This window comes from Actinomadura gamaensis, assembly GCF_042652125.1.
In the GTDB taxonomy this organism is placed as follows: domain Bacteria; phylum Actinomycetota; class Actinomycetes; order Streptosporangiales; family Streptosporangiaceae; genus Spirillospora; species Spirillospora gamaensis.
This window is the reverse complement of sequence record NZ_JBHSIT010000004.1, coordinates 444,154-462,654: the sequence shown is the minus strand read 5'-3', so window position 1 is coordinate 462,654 and position 18,501 is coordinate 444,154. Positions and strand designations below refer to the sequence as shown.

Here is an 18,501-nt window from a genome sequence, read left to right as displayed (position 1 = left end):
ACGCTCGATACTGGGGGCATGGTCGACGAGGAACGTTGGAAGGCGCGGTTTCGGGCCGCACGGGTGAGCCTGCCCAGGTGGGCGCGCGACGCGCCGCAGCGGAGCACGTACCAGTCGAACGCGACCGGGACGTGGGAGATCTACGTCTGGGACCGGGACACCGGGGAGCGGCGCCGGGTCACCGACCGGCCGAACGGGACGTGGATGGGGGCCGTCGACCCGTCCGGCGCGTGGGTCTGGTGGTTCGACGACACCGACGGCGACGAGTTCGGGGTGTGGAAGCGCACCCCGTTCGGCGGCGGCGAGGCGGAGATCGCGGTGCCGGGGCTGGAGCCGTCCTACCCGTCCGGGCTGGCGCTCGGCAGCGGCGGGACGGTCGTGGTCGGACGGTCCGGAGAGCAGGGCAGCACCGTCCATCGGTACCGGAACGGCGAGCTGGTGACGCTCTACGAGCACGCCGAGGACGCGCACGTCGGCGGCCTCTCGCGGGACGAGTCGCTGATCGCGATCGGGCACAGCGAGCACGGCGACAGCCGGCACATGGCGATCCGCGTCGTCCGGACCGAGGACGGCTCGACGGTCGGCGAGCTCTGGGACGGGCCGGGCAAGGGCGTGTACTCGTCCGGGTTCGCGCCGGTCGCGGGCGACTCGCGGCTGCTCGTCGGGCACGAGCGGCGCGGGCGCGAGGAGGTCCTCGTCTGGGACCCGGTGACCGGCGAGCAGAACGAGATCACCTTCGACCTGCCCGGCGAGATCGACGCGGACTGGTTCCCGGACGCGACGGCGCTGCTGGTCACGCACTCGTACGAGGCGCGCGACGAGCTGTACCGGTACGACCTGGCTTCTGGTGAGCTGTCCCGGATCGAGACGCCGCGCGGGTCGATCGGCGGCGCGACCGCGCGCCCGGACGGCACGGTCGAGTTCGCCTGGTCGTCGGCGGCCGAGCCGCCGGTGATCCGGTCCACGGCCGGCACGGTGGTGCTGGCGCCGGAGGGGCCGCCCGCGCCGCCGTCGGTGCCGGTCGAGGACGCCTGGGTGGACGGCCCCGGCGGCCGGATCCACGCGCTGGTCAGCCGTCCCGAGGAGGGCGAGGGCCCGTTCCCGACGGTGTTCGACGTGCACGGCGGCCCGACCGCGCAGGACGACGACTCGTTCGTGGCGTCCGTCGGCGCGTGGGTGGACCACGGGTTCGCGGTCGTCCGGGTCAACTACCGCGGCTCCACCGGGTACGGCTCGGCGTGGCGGGACGCGATCGAGGGCCGCGTCGGCCTCACCGAGCTGGAGGACGTGAAGGCCGTCCGCGACTGGGCGGTCGCGTCCGGGCTGGCCGATCCCGAGCGGCTGGTGCTGACGGGCGGGTCGTGGGGCGGCTTCCTCACCCTGCTCGGAATCGGGACGCAGCCGGACGACTGGTCGGTGGCGGTCGCGGCCGTCCCGGTCGCCGACTACGTCGCCGCGTTCGAGGACGAGATGGAGGCGCTCCAGGCGTTCGACCGGTCGCTGTTCGGCGGATCGCCGGACGAGGTTCCGGACAAATACCGCGAATCCTCACCTATCACCTATGTCGACCGGGTGCGGGCGCCCGTGCTGATCCTCGCCGGGGAGAACGACCCGCGCTGCCCGATCCGCCAGATCGACAACTACCTCGCCCGGCTCGCCGAGCTGGGCCGTCCGCACGAGGTGTACCGCTACGACGCCGGGCACGGCTCGCTCGTCGTCGAGGAGCGGATCAAGCAGATGGAGGCGGAGATCGGGTTCGCCCTGAAGCATCTCTGACATCTACACGAAACCCCGTCCCACCTGGGCGAACGCGGTTCGTCGCCCGGTCCGTCCGGGTGGGACGCGGGGATCTGTCCGGTTTGACCGGCGTGCGGGCCGGGAATCGTCCGGCACGATGCCGCGCGGCGCACCGAGCGCCGTCCCCCCGGCGACGCAGAGCGTGCCGGGAGGACCGATGAGAAGGCGGATCGACTGGTGGCTGGCCCTGGCCGCCGTGCCGCTCGCGGCGAGCACGGCGACCGTGCCGTCATGGCCGCGCGTCCCGCCTTTAGACGCCGCCACGACGGCGACGTCCGGGCGAACCTCGACCACGGCCAAGCGCACCTCCACGCCGGGCGAGCGCACCTCGACCACGGGCGAGCGCACCTCGACGCCAGGCGAGCGGGCGTCGGCGGCGGGCAAGGGCGTCTCAGCGGCCGGCAAGGGGGCTTCGGCGGGCAAGGGCGCCTCGGCGCTCGCGGGCGCCGCCGACCGGGCTTCGGCGGCCGACTCCGGAAACCGCGCCATGGCGATCAGGAGATCGCGCCGGATGTACGGCGGGGGCGGCCGGGCGCTGGTGGCGACGGCGCTGCGTCCCCACTCCCACCACAGCCTGCTGGGCGACCTGGGCGAACGCCTCGCGGATCTGGCGGCCCGGATGGCCCATGTCGCCCGCGCCGTCCCGCTCACGCAGCAGGCCGTCGAGCGGCTGCTGAGCGCCGGCAACGTCCGCTGGCGCTCCAACGGGCACTGCGCCGACCGCGCGAACCCGCGTTGCACCGCGCTAGACGGGCTGCTGCGCGGCTCGCTGGACGACCTGGTCGCCTTCGCCCGGGCGAGCCGCTGCCCGCTGACCGTCTCCGGCGGCACGGAGCGCGGCCACGCCCCGGGCAGGCTCAGCCACGAGACCGGTCACAAGATCGACGTGATGCCGACCGGATGCCTGGACGCCTACATCCCCGGCCACTTCCAGTACGCCGGGCAGCGCGGCGGCGACCGGGCCGAGCTCTACCGCTCCCCCGACGGGGACGTCTTCGCCCGCGAGGCCAGCCACTGGGACATCCTCGTCCCCGAGTAGACGGCGGCGCACGCCTCCCCACGGGGCCGCGCAGCAGGCGGTGGCGGTGGGCGGTGGTCAGGCGCGGACGTCGCGGATGATCCCGACGAGGTCGCGCGTCACGGACTTGAACCCGGGCAGCCGCGACATCGAGACCATCTTGTTCACCAGCGGAACGGTCCGATCCACGAGCAGGTAGGTCTTGCGGCAGCCCTCGGACGAGTCGTGCACCCAGTACAGGACGATGCCCATCGAGTACAGCCAGAGCAGTTCGGGCAGCTCGGCGCGGAAGTCGTCGTCGATCTTCAGCGTCGAGCCGTCCACGACCTCGCGGTACAGCGCGACGGCGGCGCTGCGCGCGGACCCGGACTCGGAGCTGAACGGGTTGAGCGGGCTGTCGGGCTCGGCGGCGAACTTGAAGAACTTCCCGGCGAACTCGTGGTAGGGGACCATCGTGTCGACCCGCGCGCGCAGCACGCCGCGCAGCCGCGGCGCGAAGTCGCGCTCGCTCGCCAGGACGGCCCGGCAGGCCTCCTCGTGCTCCTCCTGGAGCTGGTCGTAGTAGGCCTGGAGGAGCTCTTCCTTGGAACCGAAGTAGTAGTAGGCGTTCCCGACCGCGACCCCCGCCTCCTTGGCGATGGCGCGCATGGTCGTCGCCTCGTATCCGCGCTCCCGGAAGAGGCGGAGCGCGGTCTGGACGATCTGTGTCCGCGTCTCGGACCTGACGGCTTTGGTCTCGGTCACGCCCATCACCCTAAAGGCCCGCAGAGACACTTGGCTGTTGCGTTCGTCGCGATTCAGGGCCGGGCGCGCCTTTCGGCGACCCGGCCCTGCCCTTCCCGCCACCTTCCGGTCCCGTTTCGCCCCCTTTGGGACCCGTTCCCAGACCGGAAGGATCACCGTCCCGCCCGCGCGAGTCGCCGCGTCCGTCCGGCGCCTCATGCGCGGGCGCGAACGGTGCCGTCATCAGCGCCGTGAGCAGGGACGTGAGCGGGGACGTGAGCGGCGGCGTGAGCGGCGGCGGCGTGGCGGACGGGCGCGGGGTAGTCCTTGAGCTCGATGGACGTGGCGGCCTTGGTGGTCAGCTTGTCCAGCAGGCGCAGCAGCGGCCCGGCGGTGAGCACCTTGTAGATCCGGGTGCGGCGCCGCAGGCTGCGCGCGGTCTTCGGCGCGAAGAACGGCCCGACACCGCCCGCGACCTGCTGGCACGCCTTGGTGAACTTGCGGATCGCCTGCTCGTAGGCGGGGAACGCGACCCGGTGGTCGCCGTCCGCGGCGGCGATCTCGCCCGCCAGGACGTAGGCGCAGACGACCGCGAGACCGGTGCCCATGCCGCCGCAGGTCGCGCCGTATCCGGCGTCGCCGAGCAGCGCGACGCGCCCCTTCGTCCAGGACTTCATCCGGACGATGCTGATCGAGTCGTGGTAGAAGTACGGCGCGCCCGCCAGGTCCGCCAAGAGCGGACGGGTGTGCCAGCCCATGCCGGCGAAACGCCCGGCGACCAGGCGCTTCTGGCCCTCGATGTCGCGCCGGTCCACGGTGGCGTCCCCGGCGGCGTACACGCACATCACGTTCGCGGACGCGCCGCCGCCCAGCGGGTAGACCGAGATGCCGCGGCCGGGCTCGCTGTAGAGCAGGCCGTCGCGCTCCAGCCGGAGCCGGTTCGGCGCGTTGAAGATCGCGACGTTGTACCCGGAGTCCCGCACGAACTGCGACTCGTCGCCGAAGGTCAGCCGCCGGACGTTCGAGTGCAGCCCGTCCGCGCCGACGACCAGGTCGAACCACCCGGGCGCGCTGCGCTCGAAGGTCGCGTACACCCCGTCGGCGGTCTCCTGGAGGGACGTGATCGAGTCGTCGAACACGTACCGCGCGGCGTCCTTCGTGAGGTCGTAGAGGATGCGCGCCAGGTCGCCGCGCTGGATCTCGACCTGCCCGCCGGTGAACGAGGCGGGCAGCGCGAGCAGGTCCTCGCCGCGCTCGTCGATCAGGTGCAGCGGCCCGTTCTCGGTCCGGTGGCGCCGGATCTCGTCCAGGATGCCCATCTTCGTCAGGACCTCCATGTGGACGCGGCCCCGGAAGTCCACCGCCTGGCCGCCGGGCCGGATGCCGGCCGCGCGCTCCACCACGGTCACCTCGTGCCCGTACCGGGTCAGCCAGTAGGCGAGGGACGGACCGGCGATGCTCGCACCCGAGATCAGAACCTTCATGACGCGCTCCCTTGTGTCGTTCCTGCGATGACACGGAGATTCGCCGGAGGCGCTGACCGTCCGCGCACCACCCGCTGACAATGCGAAGGGCCGTCCGGCGCGCCGGACGGCCCTTCGGGAAAGCGCTGGTCAGCGGCCGGTGCCGCCGTAGACGACCGCCTCGATCTGGTCGGAGTCGAGGTCGAACGCGCGGTGCGCGGACGCGACGGCGGTGTCCACGTCGTCCTGCGCGACCACGACCGAGATCCGGATCTCCGAGGTGGAGATCATCTCGATGTTGACGCCCGCGTCGGCGATCGCGCCGAAGAACTTCGCGGTCACGCCCGGGTGCGAGCGCATGCCCGCGCCGATCAGGGAGACCTTGCCGATCCGGTCGTCGAACCGCAGCGACTCGAAGCCGATCCGGTCCTTGAGCTTGTTCAGCGCGGTCAGCGCGGCCTGCCCGTCGGTGACCGGCAGCGTGAACGAGATGTCGGTGCGCCCGGTGGACGCCGCGGACACGTTCTGCACGATCATGTCGATGTTGATCTCGGCCTCGGACAGCGCCGAGAAGATGGAGGCGGCCTCGCCGACCTTGTCCGGCACCCCCACCACCGTGATCTTGGCCTCGCTCCGGTCGTGCGCGACGCCGGAGATGATCGCCTGCTCCATCTCGTGCCCTTCGATCTCGCTGCTGTCGACGACCCAGGTGCCCTCCTTCGTGGAGAAGGACGAGCGGACGTGGATCGGCATGTTGTAACGGCGCGCGTACTCCACGCAGCGCAGGTGCAGGATCTTGGCGCCGGACGCGGCCATCTCCAGCATCTCCTCGTAGGAGATGCGCGGGATGCGGCGCGCGGCCGGGACGATCCGCGGGTCGGCGGTGAACACGCCGTCCACGTCGGTGTAGATCTCGCAGACGTCGGCGTCCAGCGCCGCGGCGAGCGCGACGGCGGTGGTGTCGGAGCCGCCGCGGCCGAGCGTGGTGATGTCCTTGGTGCCCTGCGACACGCCCTGGAACCCGGCGACGATGCAGATCGAGCCCTCGCCGAGCGCGGTCCGGATCCGGCCCGGCGTGACGTCGATGATCTTCGCCTTGCCGTGCGCGCCGTCGGTGATCACCCCGGCCTGCGAGCCGGTGAACGAGCGGGCCTCGTGGCCCAGGTTGGAGATCGCCATGGCGAGCAGCGCCATCGAGATGCGCTCGCCGGCGGTGAGCAGCATGTCCAGCTCGCGCCCGGGGGGCAGCGGCGACACCTGCTTCGCCTTGTCGATCAGGTCGTCGGTCGTGTCGCCCATCGCGGACACCACGACGACGACGTCGTTGCCCGCCTTCCGGGTCGCCACGATCCGCTGGGCCACCGCCTTGATGCGCTCGGCATCGGCGACGGAGGAGCCACCGTACTTCTGCACGACAAGGGCCACGGGCAGCGCTCCTCGGGTTCGGGATTCTGGGGCTTGCCGACGAGAGTCTACCGAGCGCCGCCGATGTCATTACGACGAGGTAACTACCGAGCTGAGACGCCCCGTCCGGCATCCGAGACAGCGGGGGTCTCCGCTGTCTCGATCTTGGGCTTGCCGCGTAGCGGAACCTCCTTGACGAACAGGGCCGCGACGAACGCGAGGGCGCACAGGATCGCGACGCCCGTGTAGATGTGCGAGAAGCCCTGGGCAGAGCCCGCGATCTGTCCCGCGTGCAGGACGGAACGGGTGTACAGCGCGCCGAAGGCGGCGACGGCCAGGGTGCCGCCGAGCGTGCGGAACAGCGTGGTCGCGGCGGTCGCCGCGCCGATGTCGCGCATCTCGACGCTGTTCTGCGCGATGGTCGTGGTCATCTGCATGGTGAGACCGAGGCCAATGCCGACGACCGCCATGTAGACGGACGTCTCGACGCGTCCGGACGAGGCGTCCAGGCTGGCGAGCAGCGCCGCGCCCAGCGTCAGGGCCGCGCCGCCCGCGATCGGGAAGATCTTGTAACGGCCGGTGCGGGTCATCACCCGCCCCGGGAGCTGGGACGCCAGCACCATCGGGATCATCATCGGCAGCAGCAGGAGTCCGGAGTCGGCGGCGCTCGCGTGCTGCACGGTCTGCTGGTAGAGCGGCAGGTAGAGCGCGCCGGTGAACATCACCGCGCCGACGATCAGCACGATCGCGGAGGCCAGCCGCATGTTGCGGTGGGCGAACACGCGCGGCGGCAGCAGCGGATCGGCCACCCGGCGCTGCGTCACGACGAACGCGACGAGCCCCGCGAACGCCAGCGCCCCCAGGCCGATGATCTGCGGGGACGTCCACGCGTAGCGGACGCCCGCCCAGGTCGCGGCGAGGATGACGGTCGCGATCGTCCCGCCGAGGAGCAGAACACCCTCCCAGTCGAGGCGCACGGCCCCCCCGCGCCGCCGCCCGGCCGGCGGAGTTCGGCGTCGGCTCTTGGGCGGGCGCCGACGCCGGCTGGGCGCCGGGCTCGCGCGCCGCCGAACGGGCAGTGGGGCTCGGCGTCGGCTTGCGGGCGGGCGCCGACGCCGGCTGGGCGCCGGGCTCCCGCGTCGTCGGACGGGCGGTGGGCTTCAGCATCGCGCGGCACCAGGCGAAGGCGAGCAGGCCGAGCGGAAGGTTGACGTAGAAGGCGTAGCGCCAGCCGAGATGGCCGGTGATGAAGCCGCCGACGAGCGGGCCGCCGATCGTGCCGAGGGCCATCACGGCGGACGACATCCCCTGGTAGCGGCCCCGCTCGCGCGGCGGGACGAGGTCGGCGATCAGCGCGAACGCGCCCACGGCGAGGCCGCCCGCGCCGAGCCCCTGGACGGCGCGGAACCCGATGAGCTGCCCCATCGTCTGCGCCGTCCCGGACGCCACCGATCCGGCGAGGAACACGCCGATCGCGGTGAGGAACACGTTCCGGCGTCCGCGCAGGTCGCTGAGCTTGCCCCAGACGGGCGTCGAGACGGCGGTCGCGAGCGTGTACGCGGTCACGACCCAGGAGAGGTGCGCCACCCCGCCCAGGTCGCGGACGATCGTCGGCATCGCGGTCCCGACGATCGCGTTGTCGAGCATGGCCAGCAGCATCGCCAGCATCACTCCCAGCAGCGTCCATCGGACGCGGGCGTTCCCGGTCATCTCCTACCTCCCTCGGTTGCGGCCCTACTCACGGTAGGTGCAACCGCTAAAAAAGTGCAACAGTTAAACTTAGTTACCTGTTGCACCGATGGCGTAGGATGGCGGGGTGACCGAGACCGAGACCATGGGACGCCGCGAACGCAAGAAGGCCGCGACCCGCCGGGCGCTGGCGGACGCGGCCCTGAAGCTGTTCCTCGAACGCGGCTACGACGCGGTCGGCGTCCGTGAGATCGCCGAGGCCGCGGACGTGTCGGTGACGACGCTGTTCAAGCACTTCCCGGACGGCAAGGAGGCGCTGCTCTTCGACCAGGACGCCGACCGGGAGGCGATGCTCGTCCGGGCCGTCCGGGACCGTCCGGCCGGGACGTCGGTGCCCGGCGCCCTGCTCGACCTGCTCCGCGACGAGCGCGCTGAGCGGATGCGCAAGGACCCGGCGTTCGAGGACTTTCTGCGCCTGATCGAGAGCACCCCCGCGCTGCGCGAGTACTCCCGCCGCATGTGGCTGCGCCACGAGACGGCCCTGGCCGAGGCGATCGCCTCGGAATCAGGGCTTCCCGCGTCTGATCCCGCCTGCCTCGGCCTGGCCCATTTCGCCCTGGAGGCCGCGCATCTGGCCCGCCTTCAGGACGACTACCAGGAGTCGCTCGCCCGGATCTTCGCCCTCCTCGAAAACGGCTGGACAGCCCTGGCAACGCAATCCACCGGGCACTCCTGACGGCGTCGTTCAGCCGAGCGGCTTTCGCCAGACGATGCTGTAGCGCCACAGGAGATGCCGCCGGTACTCGGCGCCGGGCACGATCTCCGCGGCCAGCGCCCGCATCTCGGCGTAGGTCACGGGAGGCGGCCAAACGATCGGTGACGGGTGCTCCCAGTGGCCCTTCGCCACCCGGTACACGGCCCCGGCCGCCATAGCGGCCAGCACCTGCGGCAACTCCCTGGGCAGTTCGTTCCGCGCGAGGCCGACGACGGCCAGCACGCCTCCCGGACGGACCAGATCGCGCATCCGGGCGAGCCCCTTGGCGGCGTCCATGTGGTGCAGCGTGGCGACGGACGCGACGACGTCGAACGAGGCGAGTTCCAAGGGATGAGTCAGGAAATCGCCTTGGATGTATTCGATGCCGTCGTTGTACGCGCGTGCCTGTTCCAGGCTGGTGGTGTCGAGATCGATTCCCGTGACGTCCGGGATGGTCCGGTGTAGCGCCCGGGCAAGCATTCCCTCTCCGCAACCGACGTCCAGCGCGCGGCTCGCACCCTCGGGCACGGCGCCGAGAATGCGCGGGTGGTAGTGGATGTTGTGGTTCCAGCGTCGTTCCCGCCCCACCTGACCGCCTCCTCGACTTATCCGGCTCGTCGGGCCTCGCGCAGCTCGCCCGGCTCACCCGGCTTACGCGGCTTACGCGGCTTGCGCAGCGCGTCCGGCTTGCGCGGCCTCGCGTGGCGCGTCCGGCTTGCGTGGCTCGTGCGGACAGCCTGCCAGAAGCGGGCAGCCGAGAGGCCCGGCAGGGCGTCCGCCTGCCGGGCCTCGTCGCGCGTGGAGTGAAGGGTCAGGCCGCCGGGACCGGCGCGACCTGGGGACGCGCCTCGGTGAGGCCGAGGACGCGGAAGGTGATCCGCTGGTCGAACCAGAGCAGGCCCATCGTGATCGCCGCCATCCCGAGCCCGAGCGCCAGGTGCATCGGCGCGCTGTGGACCTCGGCGCCGATCGCGCCGAGCACGAGGTGGACGCCCATCCGCAGGCCGATCAGCGCGAAGAAGATCTTGCGGGTGCGGTTGTTCTTCAGCATCGCCTTGACGAGCTTCTTGCGCCGCCGCAGGACGGTGAGCCCGACGGCAATGTTGACCGCGCCGAGCGCCGCGAGGACCATCCAGGCGCCGTCCCAGGCCTTGAGGAGGTCGTAGGCCGCGCCCATCGTGCCCTCGAAGGCGAAGAACCAGATCGGGAGGGGCTTGATGTCGCTGGCCTTCAGGGTCTCGCTCATGTCCTGCTCCTGGGTGGGTCCGTGTCCGCGTCGTGCCGACGTCTGAATCCTGTCGCGCGGACCCCATCCACCGGCAGAAACATCCCTCCGGTCCTCGGCAGTACAAATGTCACATCCGTCCTACGGCTTCGACGGCACTCCCACTGCGCGATCCGTGATGCAGGTCACTGTTATGGACGTGCCGCCTCCGGTGTCTCTTGTGCAGACACCCCGATGGAGGAGGCGGACATGAAGGTGGTCGTGGCAGGCGCGGGATACGCCGGGACGGTCGCTGCGAACCGGGTGGCGAAGAGGCTCCCGGACGCCGAGATCACGGTGGTCAACCCGCGCGCCCACTTCGTCGAGCGGGTCCGGCTGCACCAGCAGGTCGCCGGGACGGGCGACGCGGCGACCCCGCTCGCGGACATGCTGCGGGACGGCGTCCGCACGCGCCGGGCGTCCGTCGAGAAGATCGGCGACGGCGAGGTGCTGCTCGACGACGGACGGGCGCTGGAGTTCGACTTCCTCGTCCTGGCCGTGGGCAGCACCCTCACGCCGCTGCCCGGCGCCCTCCCGATCGGCACCTGGGAAGGCGCGCAGCGGTCCCGCGAGGCGCTGGCCGAGGTGAAGGCGGGCGGCACGGTGACGGTCGTCGGGTCCGGCGCGACCGGCATCGAGACGGCCGCCGAGATCGCCGACGCCCGTCCCGACCTTAAGGTCCGGCTCGTCGGACGGACGCTCGCCGCGCCGCTCTCCGAAGGCGCGCGCCGGCGACTGCGCGAGGGCCTCGACAAGCTGAAGGTGACCATCGTGGAGGACGTCGTGACCGAGGTCCGTCCGGACGGCGGCACGGTCCGGCTGGGCTCGGGCGAGGAGGTCGCTTCGGACCTCACGCTGTGGGCCGTCATCGGCAGCGTCCCGGACCTCGCCGCGCGCAGCGGGCTGCAGGTGGACGAGCATGGACGCGCCATCGTGGACGAGTACCTGCGCAGCGTCACCGACCCGCGCGTCATCGTCGCCGGCGACTGCGCCGCGATCCCCGGGTCGCGCATGTCCTGCCAGACGGCGGAACCGCAGGGCGCGCACGCCGCCGACAACCTCGTCCGGCTGGCCAAGGGGGAGGCGCCGAAGCCCTACGCGCCCGAATACCTCGCCTCCTGCATCAGCCTCGGCCGGCGCGACGGCATCATCCAGGTGCTCCGCCGCGACGACAGCCCCCGGCGCCAGTACTTCGCCGGACGGCCTGCGGCGCTGGCCAAGGAGGGCGTGGTGCGCGGCGCGAAGTTCAGCGCGCACACCGGCATCGTCGGCGCCCTGCCCGGATCGAAGTGAGGAACGAGCCGGTCCCGGTCACCTCCGCCGAGGTGACCGGGACCGCGGCCCTCGGACGCCGACGCGCCCCGCGGACGGCCGACATAGCCGCCGGATGGGCGGCACGGCCGGCGGAACGCCGGCGAGGCCGTCGGACGGGTGGTCAGGCGACCGTGGCGGCCTCTTCGGAGACGTCCAGGCGGGCGTTCGCGACCACCGCGTGCAGGGCGCGGAGGGCGGCGCCGGCGTGGTTGCCCCAGTGGTTGAAGTAGGAGTACTGCCACCACCAGAGTGCTTCGAGCGGGCGTCCCTGCTGGTAGTGGCGCAGGCCGTGGACGAGGTCGCTGGCGACGTCGACCAGGTCGTCCGAGAGCCGGTAGGACGTCGGTTCGGTGTCCTTGTACGGGTCGAAAACCTCGACGTACTCGTCGATCGCGAGCAGCCGCTCGGCGAGGCCCTGGCGGACCTGGTCGAGGTCCGGGTCGTCGCCGACCTCGGGCTCCCAGTTGTCGGGCAGGATCACGTCCGCGCTCGCGCCGAGCTGCGCGCCGGCCAGGATGACCTGCGACACCTCCAGCAGCAGCATCGGGACCGTGTGCGTCCCGGCCTCGCCGCGCGCGACGGCCTCCAGACCGCTCAGGTAGTTCTCCACGTGGCAGGCCACGCGCTCGGCCAGGGTGTTCCACTCCTGCGGGCTGTTTGAATCAGACATCGAGCAGCCTCCGTCCTTCGAATGCGCGGCCCAGCGTGACCTCGTCGGCGTACTCCAGGTCGCCGCCCACCGGAAGGCCGCTGGCCAGGCGGGTGACGGTGAGGCCCATGGGCTTCACGAGCCGCGCGAGGTAGGTTGCGGTGGCCTCCCCCTCCAGGTTGGGGTCGGTCGCGAGGATCAGCTCCTTCACCGTGCCGTCCGCGAGCCGCTGCATCAGCTCGCGGATCCGCAGGTCCTCGGGGCCGACGCCCTCGATGGGGCTGATCGCCCCGCCGAGCACGTGGTACCGGCCGCGGAACTCGCGGGTCTTCTCGATCGCGACCACGTCCTTGGACTCCTCGACCACGCAGATCACCTGCGGGTCGCGGCGCGGGTCGCGGCAGATGCGGCACTCGTCCTCCTCGGCCACGTTGCCGCACGTCCGGCAGAAGCGGACCTTGTCCTTGACCTCCTTGAGCGCCCGGGAGAGGCGCTCGACGTCGGCGGGATCGGCGGCGAGGAGATGGAAGGCGATCCGCTGCGCGCTCTTGGGGCCGACGCCGGGCAGGCGGCCCAGTTCGTCGATCAGGTTCTGGACGACCCCTTCGTACAACGGTCGGGTCCTTCCTGGTGAGAGGCTGGGGGCGGGACGCCGGGCCGGGGGCGACGGCGTCCTGCCACTACTGGCTGGCTCTGGGTTCCGGGGGCTCCGGGGGTGTGGGGTTCAGGGTTCGTCTAGCCGGCGTTGCCGGGATTGCCGGAGCTGCCGCCGGGACCTCCGCCGGAAGCGCCGCCGGGACCTCCGCCGCCGGGGGTTCCCGGAATGCCGGGCGTCTCGGGGCCGCCGCCGGGGAAGCCGGGGAGACCGGGAATGCCGCCCTCGCCCATGCCCGGGATGCCGCCGCCCAACCCCTCGGCCAGCGGGCTCATCTTCTGCTGCTGCAGCTCCTGCGCGGCGCGCCCGGCGTCCCGGATCGCGGCGAGGACCAGGTCGGCGACGGTCTCGGCGGTGTCGGCCGGGTCGTCGGCGTCGATCGCCTTCGGGTCGATCGTGAGGCCGGTGACCTCGCCCTGGCCGTTCACCGTGGCCGTGACCAGCCCGCCGCCCGCCGTGCCGGTGACCTCGGCCTCGGCGAGTTCCTGCTGGGCGTCGAAGAGCTGCTGCTGCATGCGCTGCGCCTGCTGCAGCAGATCCTGGATGTTGAATCCACCGGGTTCCACGGTGAGCTCCGTTCCGTCGCATCCCCCAGCCGGACGCGCGGGTCGGGGGTGACCCGTCCGTCCGGCACCGGACGTTCTGTCTACCTGAGACTACGGGTTTGGAACCCGATGCGGTATTCACCGCCCCGTGCCCCGGCCCCGTCGGGTCTGGCGGATGCCTCCCGATCTCACCGCGCGTCCGAAGTCCGCGCCGTCGCGCACGGGTCGGGTGCGGCGGCGGTCAGCAGGTGGTGAAGGTGACCGACTTCATGACGTCGCGGGTGTCCATGAGGATGTGCGGACTACCGCGCGCCGGGGCGCGCCGAGGTGGCCCGCCCCGGAACGTCACGTGTTGTCGATCTCGCGGATGATCTGGCCGCCGAGCTCGCGCTGGATCAGCGCCATGCCGCCGGCCTCGGCCTCCGTGCCGTCGTAGTCGGCGTCGCCCTCGGGATCGACGACGTCGATGTCGTCCGGCGGGCCGGGCTCGGACGGAGGGGGCGGCTCGTCCGGGGGCGGCGGGAGCGGACCGGGGTCCTGCGCCGCTCCGGACGCGGCGTGCGCGCGACCGCCACCGCTCGGCGCGGACGTCCTGCCGCCCGGGCCGGAGGGCGCGGGCACGGCCGGGCCGGACGCGGGCCGGCTGGGCGCCGGAGCGGTCGGTGCCTGCGGAGGCGTGGACGGCCGCGGCCCCGGAGCGGGCGGCGGTGCCGGAGTGGACGCACCGGAGAATCCGGCGGCCGGCGCGTTACCAGCGCCTCCGGTGCCGCCTGCGCTTCCGGTTCCGGCTGCGCCTGCCCCTGCGTTGAAGCCGCCGCCGGAGCCGCCGTGGCGCGGAGGAGGCGCCGCGCCGCCGTGGACGGCTTCGATGCGCCAGTCGACGCCGAGGCGTTCCTTGAGCACTTCGCGGAGGACGGCGTCGCGGTTGCCCGCGGTGAAGTTCTTGAGCGCCCCTTCGGCGTCGAAGGAGAGCGTGAGCTGGTTCCCGGCCAGCGCGATCGGCCGGACCCCGTTCATGATCGAGACCCAGGCGACGCGGCTCTTGAACTTCACCGCCTCGACGATCTCCGGCCAGCGCTGCTGGATCCCCGCCACGTCCTCGCCCCCCGCGGCCTGCGCAGGAGCGGACGCAGCCGCGGCCCCAGCGGAACCGGCCGCGGAAACGGTATGGGCAGGGATATTGGAGGCGGCATTGGAGGCGACGCGACCAGCGGGCGCAGGCCAGTCCGAAGCACCCGCCCCAGCAGAGGCCGCCCCACCAGAGGCCGCCCCAGCGGAAGCCTCCACGGCAGGAGCCGCGCTAGCTGCCGAGACAGCATGAGGGCCGCCACGCCCCTCATGCGCGCCACTCCCCTGGCCACCGTTGCCCTGGCCGAGGTCCTGGCCGCCACTTCCCCGGCCGCCGCCGCCCGCCGCTCCACGGTTATCCACAGAACCGCGCTCGGCTTCCGCGGACCCCGGGGACCGCTGGACACTGGACACGGCGTTGGACCGCTGGACACCGGAAACGGCGTCGCCCCCGCCGAACCCGCCACCGGACGCCGCGGCCCGCTCCAGTCGGTCGAGCCGGGCCATCAGGGACGCCTCGTCCCCGTAGGCCGCCGGCAGCAGGATCCGCGCGGCGATCAGTTCCAGCAGCAGCCGGGGCGAGGTCGCTCCCCGCATCTCCGTGAGCCCGGTGTGCAGCAGGTCGGCGGCCCGCGTGAGCTCGCCCGGCCCGAGCGACGACGCCTGCCGCCGCATGTGCTCCAGCTCGTCCGGCGGGACGTTCAGCAGCCCGGATCCGCCCGCCTCGGGCACGTTGGAAAGGATCACCAGATCCCGGAGGCGCTCCAGCAGGTCGGCCGCGAACCGGCGCGGGTCCTGCCCGCTCTCGATCACCCGGTCGATCGCCGCGAAGACGGCCCCGCCGTCCCGCGCCGCGAACGCTCCGATGACCTCGTCCAGGAGCGCCGAGTCCGTGTACCCCAGCAGCGACACCGCGCGGGCGTACGTGATGCCCTTCTCGTCCGACCCGGCGAGCAGCTGGTCCAGGATCGACAGCGTGTCCCGCGCGGATCCCGCACCCGCGCGCACCGCGAGCGGCAGCGCGGCGGTCTCGTACGGGACGTCCTCGGACTTCAGGATCTCCTCGACGAGCTCCTGCAACGTCCCCGGCGGGATGAGCCGGAAGGGGTAGTGGTGCGTCCGCGACCGGATCGTCCCGATGACCTTCTCGGGCTCGGTGGTCGCGAAGACGAACTTGAGGTGCGGCGGCGGCTCCTCGACGAGCTTCAGCAGCGCGTTGAAGCCCTCCCGGGTGACCATGTGCGCCTCGTCGATGATGTACACCTTGAAGCGCGCGGACACCGGCGCGAAGAAGGCCCGTTCCCGCAGGTCACGGGCGTCGTCGACGCCACCGTGGGACGCGGCGTCGATCTCGATGACGTCGATGTGGCCCGACCCGGTGGGCCCGAGGGCCACGCACGAGTCGCAGACGCCGCACGGATCGGGCGTGGGCCCCTGCTCGCAGTTCAGCGACCGGGCCAGGATGCGCGCGGACGAGGTCTTGCCGCACCCGCGCGGCCCGCTGAAGAGGTACGCGTGGTTGATGCGTCCGTTGCGCAACGCCTGCTGCAACGGCTCCGCGACGTGCTCCTGCCCCTTGAGCTCGGCGAACGTCGCCGGCCGGTACTTGCGGTACAGAGCCAGGCTCATCAGGGGCCGCCCTCCCTCGCGCAGCAGAGCGTCAGAAGCGAAAAGGACCCCCCGCACACCCGCCAGAGCCTGCTTATCCTTGCTGCCTTCCGGCCCTGGGGAGGTTCACAGGGTGACGCCGTGCGAGGGGTCTGCCCAGAGTCTATGACATCCTCCGCGCCGCTCGCGCCCGTCTCCGGACGTAGGCTCCACCTCCATGACGGACCAGCCTCCCTCCTCACCACCCGAAACCGTCCTGCACATCGCCGAACGCCGCCATTGGGAATCCGCCGAGTCCTCCGGCGAGTCGTACGCGATGTCCACCCGCGGCCGGACGCTGGCCGAAGAGGGCTTCATCCACTGCTCCTCGGACCTCGACCAGGTCCGCACGGTCCTCAAGGCCTTCTACCAGGACGTCCCTCCGTCCGATCTGGTCCTCCTGACCGTCTCCGCGGCCGGCCTGGACGTCCGCCTCGAACCCGCCGACGGCCGCCTGTTCCCCCACGTCTACGGCCCGATCCCCCTCTCGGCCGTAATCGAGGTTCGACCAGTCCCCGACACCCGGTAAGCTTTGCGGCGGAGGATTCGCCTAGTGGCCTAGGGCGCACGCTTGGAAAGCGTGTTGGGGGCAACCCCTCACGAGTTCAAATCTCGTATCCTCCGCCAGCCTGCACCAGGCAAACGCGCTGAAGGCGGCACCTACGGGGTGCCGCCTTCACTGCGTTCTAGTCTCAGTTGCCCGCGCGTAAGCTTGGCCGGAGCCGGGCTCGGCCTCCGGGAGATGTCCCGGAGGCCGAGCCGGACCGGCTACCTTCCTCTGATCTCGAAGGCTCCGAGCACTCCCAGGATGCCGAGGATCACCGTGATGCTCGCCGCGAAAGCACCAGCGCCGTAGAGAACGGCAGCAGGGATTGAGTGGCCGATCCGCCACTCCAAGAATCCGCCGACCATGCTGATGATCACTGACGCCAGCGCTGCGATGGAGACCCACATGGCTCGGATCTGCCGCTCTGTCACGTGCCCACTCCTTCTCGCCTTGACCCAAATGTGGGCAGACTCCACCTAGGGAAGGTGGCTCCTCGCTACCTGCACGAGGTCGCCCATCTTTGGGTGGCTCCCGGCGAGCCTCCGGAGTGCGCTAGCGCATCGGTCTCCGATCGGTGGTCGTCTCGGCTTGTAGCCGGGACGTTAGCCAAGCCGGCATACAACGATCAAGATGTTCGCCGAGGAAGCCCGCATCTCTGTGCATGAGACCGCTTTGGAGGTCAGAGCAGGCTTCGGCGTCCGCCGATCGGTCGAGCACATCGCCGCACGCATCGCGGCTAACGGACTCTCACCAGTGTCCACCTGCCCGGAGAGCACGACCTCGCTGAGGAGTACGGTGTCGCCCTCGACACCGTCCGCTGCGTTATCGAAGAACTTCGAGATCGTGGCCTCGCCCACGCCCTCCCACCGCGAAGGCCCCTTCGTTGGGAGGCCGGACGCCGAGGGTCAGGCGGGAATCGATAAATTTGTCGTTCGCTAGGCGCTTCGGCGAGGAGTTGCGTGTGGAGCCGATCGAAGCCATCCAGTTGACCCCGCACGGCATCCCGCTCATCGCCTATCCAGTGGGGCTTGGCCTGGTGGCGCTCGCGGCTTGGGACGGTCAACGCGGGGGATCTGGAACCTGGTATGCCTGGCTCGAACCGCTAGGCGTACTCGTCACGCTTGTCGGAATTTTCCTCCTGGTGATCCCTTTGAGCGTGGCGGGTGTGCTCGTGTCCGCGATCGGCCTTGGGATAACGAAGTACCGCAGAGACAAGGGGCTGTAACACCTCTGCGCTGAAGGCGGCACCTACGGGTGCCGCCTTCACTGCTTAAGCGCCTCCCATGCGCCCCAGGAGGGCCCGGATACGCACGACCGCGTCATCCACCCTGTGAACAGGCGCCAGCGGCTCGCCCCAACTCGTCCAGAACCAGCACTCCTCACCATGCCCGTCCTCGGGAGGACGCGTCGCGCAGGTAATTCGGTCAGCGGGATGGCGAACCACGTCGCAACACCCCGACGCGTCCGGGTTGATCACATGAAGTCCCTCAGCAGCGAAATGGACGGTCAGACCGCAAAGCTTCAGTCGGACAGCGAGTGCCGCAAGGGGCAAGTCCGCGTTGGATGGAATGACCACCTACAGGCACCTCCCTTCCTGGTCGCGCGGCACACGCCGCGAGGTCTGTGGATGCCCCAGTGAGGACCGTCCGGTGCGGGAAGCCGATCAGGCGCCGGGCTCCCACTTTGTTCATTCGGCCCAGAGCACCGCGTCGCCTTCGCCGGTCAGCCACGCAAGGGCGGCGTTGCCGACGGGGATGTAGATGCTCCGTCCGGACGGCGGCAGCTCAACCCGCCGGACGACGGCCATGCAGCCTTCGGGGGCACGGTGCAGGGCCGCCTCTACGGCATCCCTGGCCCTGTCGTGATCTCTCGTGACGCCTGCTTCGGACCCGCCCTCACCGACGATGTCCCACGTGTAGATCGGTGGCGGTGGATCCGGAAGCCGGGATGGGGCGCGCACAGCG

General features: G+C 71.4%; 18 protein-coding genes, 1 tRNA gene, 1 other RNA gene and 2 pseudogenes. 8 read left to right on the top strand and 14 right to left on the bottom strand.

What is annotated here, in order from left to right:
* Window positions 1-18: 18 nt before the first annotated feature.
* Together ACFPCY_RS16265 and ACFPCY_RS16260 are read left to right on the top strand one after the other, a co-directional pair.
* Window positions 19-1,776 carry a S9 family peptidase gene (locus ACFPCY_RS16265; protein ID WP_378255912.1) on the top strand — a complete coding sequence of 586 codons (1,758 nt, stop codon included), beginning with the start codon at window positions 19-21 and terminating at the stop codon, window positions 1,774-1,776.
* Between the two features lie 178 nt (window positions 1,777-1,954).
* On the top strand, window positions 1,955-2,836 hold the full coding sequence (locus tag ACFPCY_RS16260; protein ID WP_378255910.1) for a hypothetical protein: 882 nt from the start codon (window positions 1,955-1,957) through the stop codon (window positions 2,834-2,836).
* Between the two features lie 57 nt (window positions 2,837-2,893).
* Here the strand turns inward: ACFPCY_RS16260 and ACFPCY_RS16255 are convergent, their stop codons facing one another.
* The 5 genes and pseudogenes from ACFPCY_RS16255 to ACFPCY_RS16235 form a co-directional block, all read right to left on the bottom strand.
* Window positions 2,894-3,565, bottom strand: a complete 672-nt coding sequence (locus ACFPCY_RS16255) for a TetR/AcrR family transcriptional regulator (RefSeq protein WP_378255908.1) — start codon at window positions 3,563-3,565, stop codon at window positions 2,894-2,896.
* A 188-nt stretch (window positions 3,566-3,753) separates the two neighbouring features.
* Window positions 3,754-5,022, bottom strand: coding sequence for an FAD-dependent monooxygenase (locus tag ACFPCY_RS16250; protein ID WP_378255906.1), 1,269 nt, complete (start codon window positions 5,020-5,022; stop codon window positions 3,754-3,756).
* 129 nt (window positions 5,023-5,151) lie between these two features.
* Window positions 5,152-6,426 (bottom strand): aspartate kinase, encoded by a 1,275-nt coding sequence (locus ACFPCY_RS16245; RefSeq protein WP_378255904.1) that lies wholly within the window; start codon window positions 6,424-6,426, stop codon window positions 5,152-5,154.
* Between the two features lie 83 nt (window positions 6,427-6,509).
* Window positions 6,510-7,382 (bottom strand): MFS transporter, encoded by an 873-nt coding sequence (locus ACFPCY_RS16240; RefSeq protein WP_378255903.1) that lies wholly within the window; start codon window positions 7,380-7,382, stop codon window positions 6,510-6,512.
* Window positions 7,383-7,641: 259 nt separating this feature from the next.
* A pseudogene (locus ACFPCY_RS16235) lies at window positions 7,642-8,022 on the bottom strand (MFS transporter); the annotation flags it as partial.
* A 199-nt stretch (window positions 8,023-8,221) separates the two neighbouring features.
* Here ACFPCY_RS16235 and ACFPCY_RS16230 point away from each other — a divergent pair.
* Window positions 8,222-8,830 carry a TetR/AcrR family transcriptional regulator gene (locus ACFPCY_RS16230; protein WP_378255901.1) on the top strand — a complete coding sequence of 203 codons (609 nt, stop codon included), beginning with the start codon at window positions 8,222-8,224 and terminating at the stop codon, window positions 8,828-8,830.
* 9 nt (window positions 8,831-8,839) lie between these two features.
* Here the strand turns inward: ACFPCY_RS16230 and ACFPCY_RS16225 are convergent, their stop codons facing one another.
* Together ACFPCY_RS16225 and ACFPCY_RS16220 are read right to left on the bottom strand one after the other, a co-directional pair.
* Window positions 8,840-9,436, bottom strand: a complete 597-nt coding sequence (locus ACFPCY_RS16225) for a class I SAM-dependent methyltransferase (protein ID WP_378255900.1) — start codon at window positions 9,434-9,436, stop codon at window positions 8,840-8,842.
* 223 nt (window positions 9,437-9,659) lie between these two features.
* The gene (locus tag ACFPCY_RS16220) at window positions 9,660-10,094 is read right to left on the bottom strand and encodes a hypothetical protein (protein WP_378255898.1); all 435 of its coding nucleotides are present in this window, start codon (window positions 10,092-10,094) and stop codon (window positions 9,660-9,662) included.
* A 228-nt stretch (window positions 10,095-10,322) separates the two neighbouring features.
* On the opposite strand from ACFPCY_RS16220, the gene ACFPCY_RS16215 reads away from it, so the two are divergent.
* Complete coding sequence (locus ACFPCY_RS16215) at window positions 10,323-11,405, top strand: NAD(P)/FAD-dependent oxidoreductase (RefSeq protein WP_378255896.1); 1,083 nt, start codon at window positions 10,323-10,325, stop codon at window positions 11,403-11,405.
* 142 nt (window positions 11,406-11,547) lie between these two features.
* On the opposite strand, the gene ACFPCY_RS16210 is transcribed toward ACFPCY_RS16215, so the two are convergent.
* The 5 genes and pseudogenes from ACFPCY_RS16210 to ffs all read right to left on the bottom strand — a co-directional run bounded on the left by ACFPCY_RS16210 (window position 11,548) and on the right by ffs (window position 16,107).
* Window positions 11,548-12,096: a DUF5063 domain-containing protein gene (locus ACFPCY_RS16210; protein WP_378255894.1), complete on the bottom strand. Its 549-nt coding sequence runs from the start codon at window positions 12,094-12,096 to the stop codon at window positions 11,548-11,550.
* Window positions 12,089-12,688, bottom strand: a complete 600-nt coding sequence (gene recR, locus ACFPCY_RS16205) for a recombination mediator RecR (protein ID WP_378255893.1) — start codon at window positions 12,686-12,688, stop codon at window positions 12,089-12,091. The genes ACFPCY_RS16210 and recR overlap by 8 nt, the downstream gene beginning before the upstream one ends.
* Before the next feature lie 239 nt (window positions 12,689-12,927).
* Window positions 12,928-13,296: pseudogene (locus tag ACFPCY_RS16200) on the bottom strand (YbaB/EbfC family nucleoid-associated protein); the annotation flags it as partial.
* A gap of 324 nt (window positions 13,297-13,620) precedes the next feature.
* Window positions 13,621-15,972, bottom strand: coding sequence for a DNA polymerase III subunit gamma and tau (locus ACFPCY_RS16195; protein ID WP_378255891.1), 2,352 nt, complete (start codon window positions 15,970-15,972; stop codon window positions 13,621-13,623).
* 39 nt (window positions 15,973-16,011) lie between these two features.
* An RNA gene (ffs, locus tag ACFPCY_RS16190) (signal recognition particle sRNA small type) lies at window positions 16,012-16,107 on the bottom strand.
* Between the two features lie 61 nt (window positions 16,108-16,168).
* Here ffs and ACFPCY_RS16185 point away from each other — a divergent pair.
* Window positions 16,169-16,519 (top strand): DUF952 domain-containing protein, encoded by a 351-nt coding sequence (locus ACFPCY_RS16185; protein WP_378255889.1) that lies wholly within the window; start codon window positions 16,169-16,171, stop codon window positions 16,517-16,519.
* Window positions 16,520-16,529: 10 nt separating this feature from the next.
* Window positions 16,530-16,617, top strand: a tRNA-Ser gene (locus ACFPCY_RS16180).
* Window positions 16,618-16,758: 141 nt separating this feature from the next.
* On the opposite strand, the gene ACFPCY_RS16175 is transcribed toward ACFPCY_RS16180, so the two are convergent.
* Entirely contained in the window at window positions 16,759-16,968 is a 210-nt protein-coding gene (locus ACFPCY_RS16175; protein ID WP_378255887.1) for a hypothetical protein, read from the bottom strand.
* Between the two features lie 199 nt (window positions 16,969-17,167).
* Between ACFPCY_RS16175 and ACFPCY_RS16170 the strand changes: the two genes are divergently transcribed.
* Both ACFPCY_RS16170 and ACFPCY_RS16165 read left to right on the top strand, forming a co-directional pair.
* Entirely contained in the window at window positions 17,168-17,476 is a 309-nt protein-coding gene (locus tag ACFPCY_RS16170) for a hypothetical protein (RefSeq protein WP_378255885.1), read from the top strand.
* Between the two features lie 22 nt (window positions 17,477-17,498).
* Window positions 17,499-17,762 carry a hypothetical protein gene (locus tag ACFPCY_RS16165; protein WP_378255883.1) on the top strand — a complete coding sequence of 88 codons (264 nt, stop codon included), beginning with the start codon at window positions 17,499-17,501 and terminating at the stop codon, window positions 17,760-17,762.
* Window positions 17,763-18,224: 462 nt separating this feature from the next.
* Here ACFPCY_RS16165 and ACFPCY_RS16160 read toward each other — a convergent pair whose 3' ends face one another.
* The gene (locus ACFPCY_RS16160; protein WP_378255882.1) at window positions 18,225-18,497 is read right to left on the bottom strand and encodes a hypothetical protein; all 273 of its coding nucleotides are present in this window, start codon (window positions 18,495-18,497) and stop codon (window positions 18,225-18,227) included.
* Between the last annotated feature and the right edge of the window lie 4 nt (window positions 18,498-18,501).

Coding starts and splice junctions, on each gene's coding strand:
- ACFPCY_RS16170 (WP_378255885.1), top strand. CDS start 17,168: ATGTTCGCCGAGGAAGCCCGCATCTCTGTGCATGAGACCGCTTTGGAG.
- ACFPCY_RS16250 (WP_378255906.1), bottom strand. CDS start 5,022: ATGAAGGTTCTGATCTCGGGTGCGAGCATCGCCGGTCCGTCCCTCGCC.
- ACFPCY_RS16220 (WP_378255898.1), bottom strand. CDS start 10,094: ATGAGCGAGACCCTGAAGGCCAGCGACATCAAGCCCCTCCCGATCTGG.
- ACFPCY_RS16185 (WP_378255889.1), top strand. CDS start 16,169: ATGACGGACCAGCCTCCCTCCTCACCACCCGAAACCGTCCTGCACATC.
- ACFPCY_RS16265 (WP_378255912.1), top strand. CDS start 19: ATGGTCGACGAGGAACGTTGGAAGGCGCGGTTTCGGGCCGCACGGGTG.
- ACFPCY_RS16255 (WP_378255908.1), bottom strand. CDS start 3,565: ATGGGCGTGACCGAGACCAAAGCCGTCAGGTCCGAGACGCGGACACAG.
- ACFPCY_RS16195 (WP_378255891.1), bottom strand. CDS start 15,972: ATGAGCCTGGCTCTGTACCGCAAGTACCGGCCGGCGACGTTCGCCGAG.
- ACFPCY_RS16215 (WP_378255896.1), top strand. CDS start 10,323: ATGAAGGTGGTCGTGGCAGGCGCGGGATACGCCGGGACGGTCGCTGCG.
- ACFPCY_RS16260 (WP_378255910.1), top strand. CDS start 1,955: ATGAGAAGGCGGATCGACTGGTGGCTGGCCCTGGCCGCCGTGCCGCTC.
- ACFPCY_RS16210 (WP_378255894.1), bottom strand. CDS start 12,096: ATGTCTGATTCAAACAGCCCGCAGGAGTGGAACACCCTGGCCGAGCGC.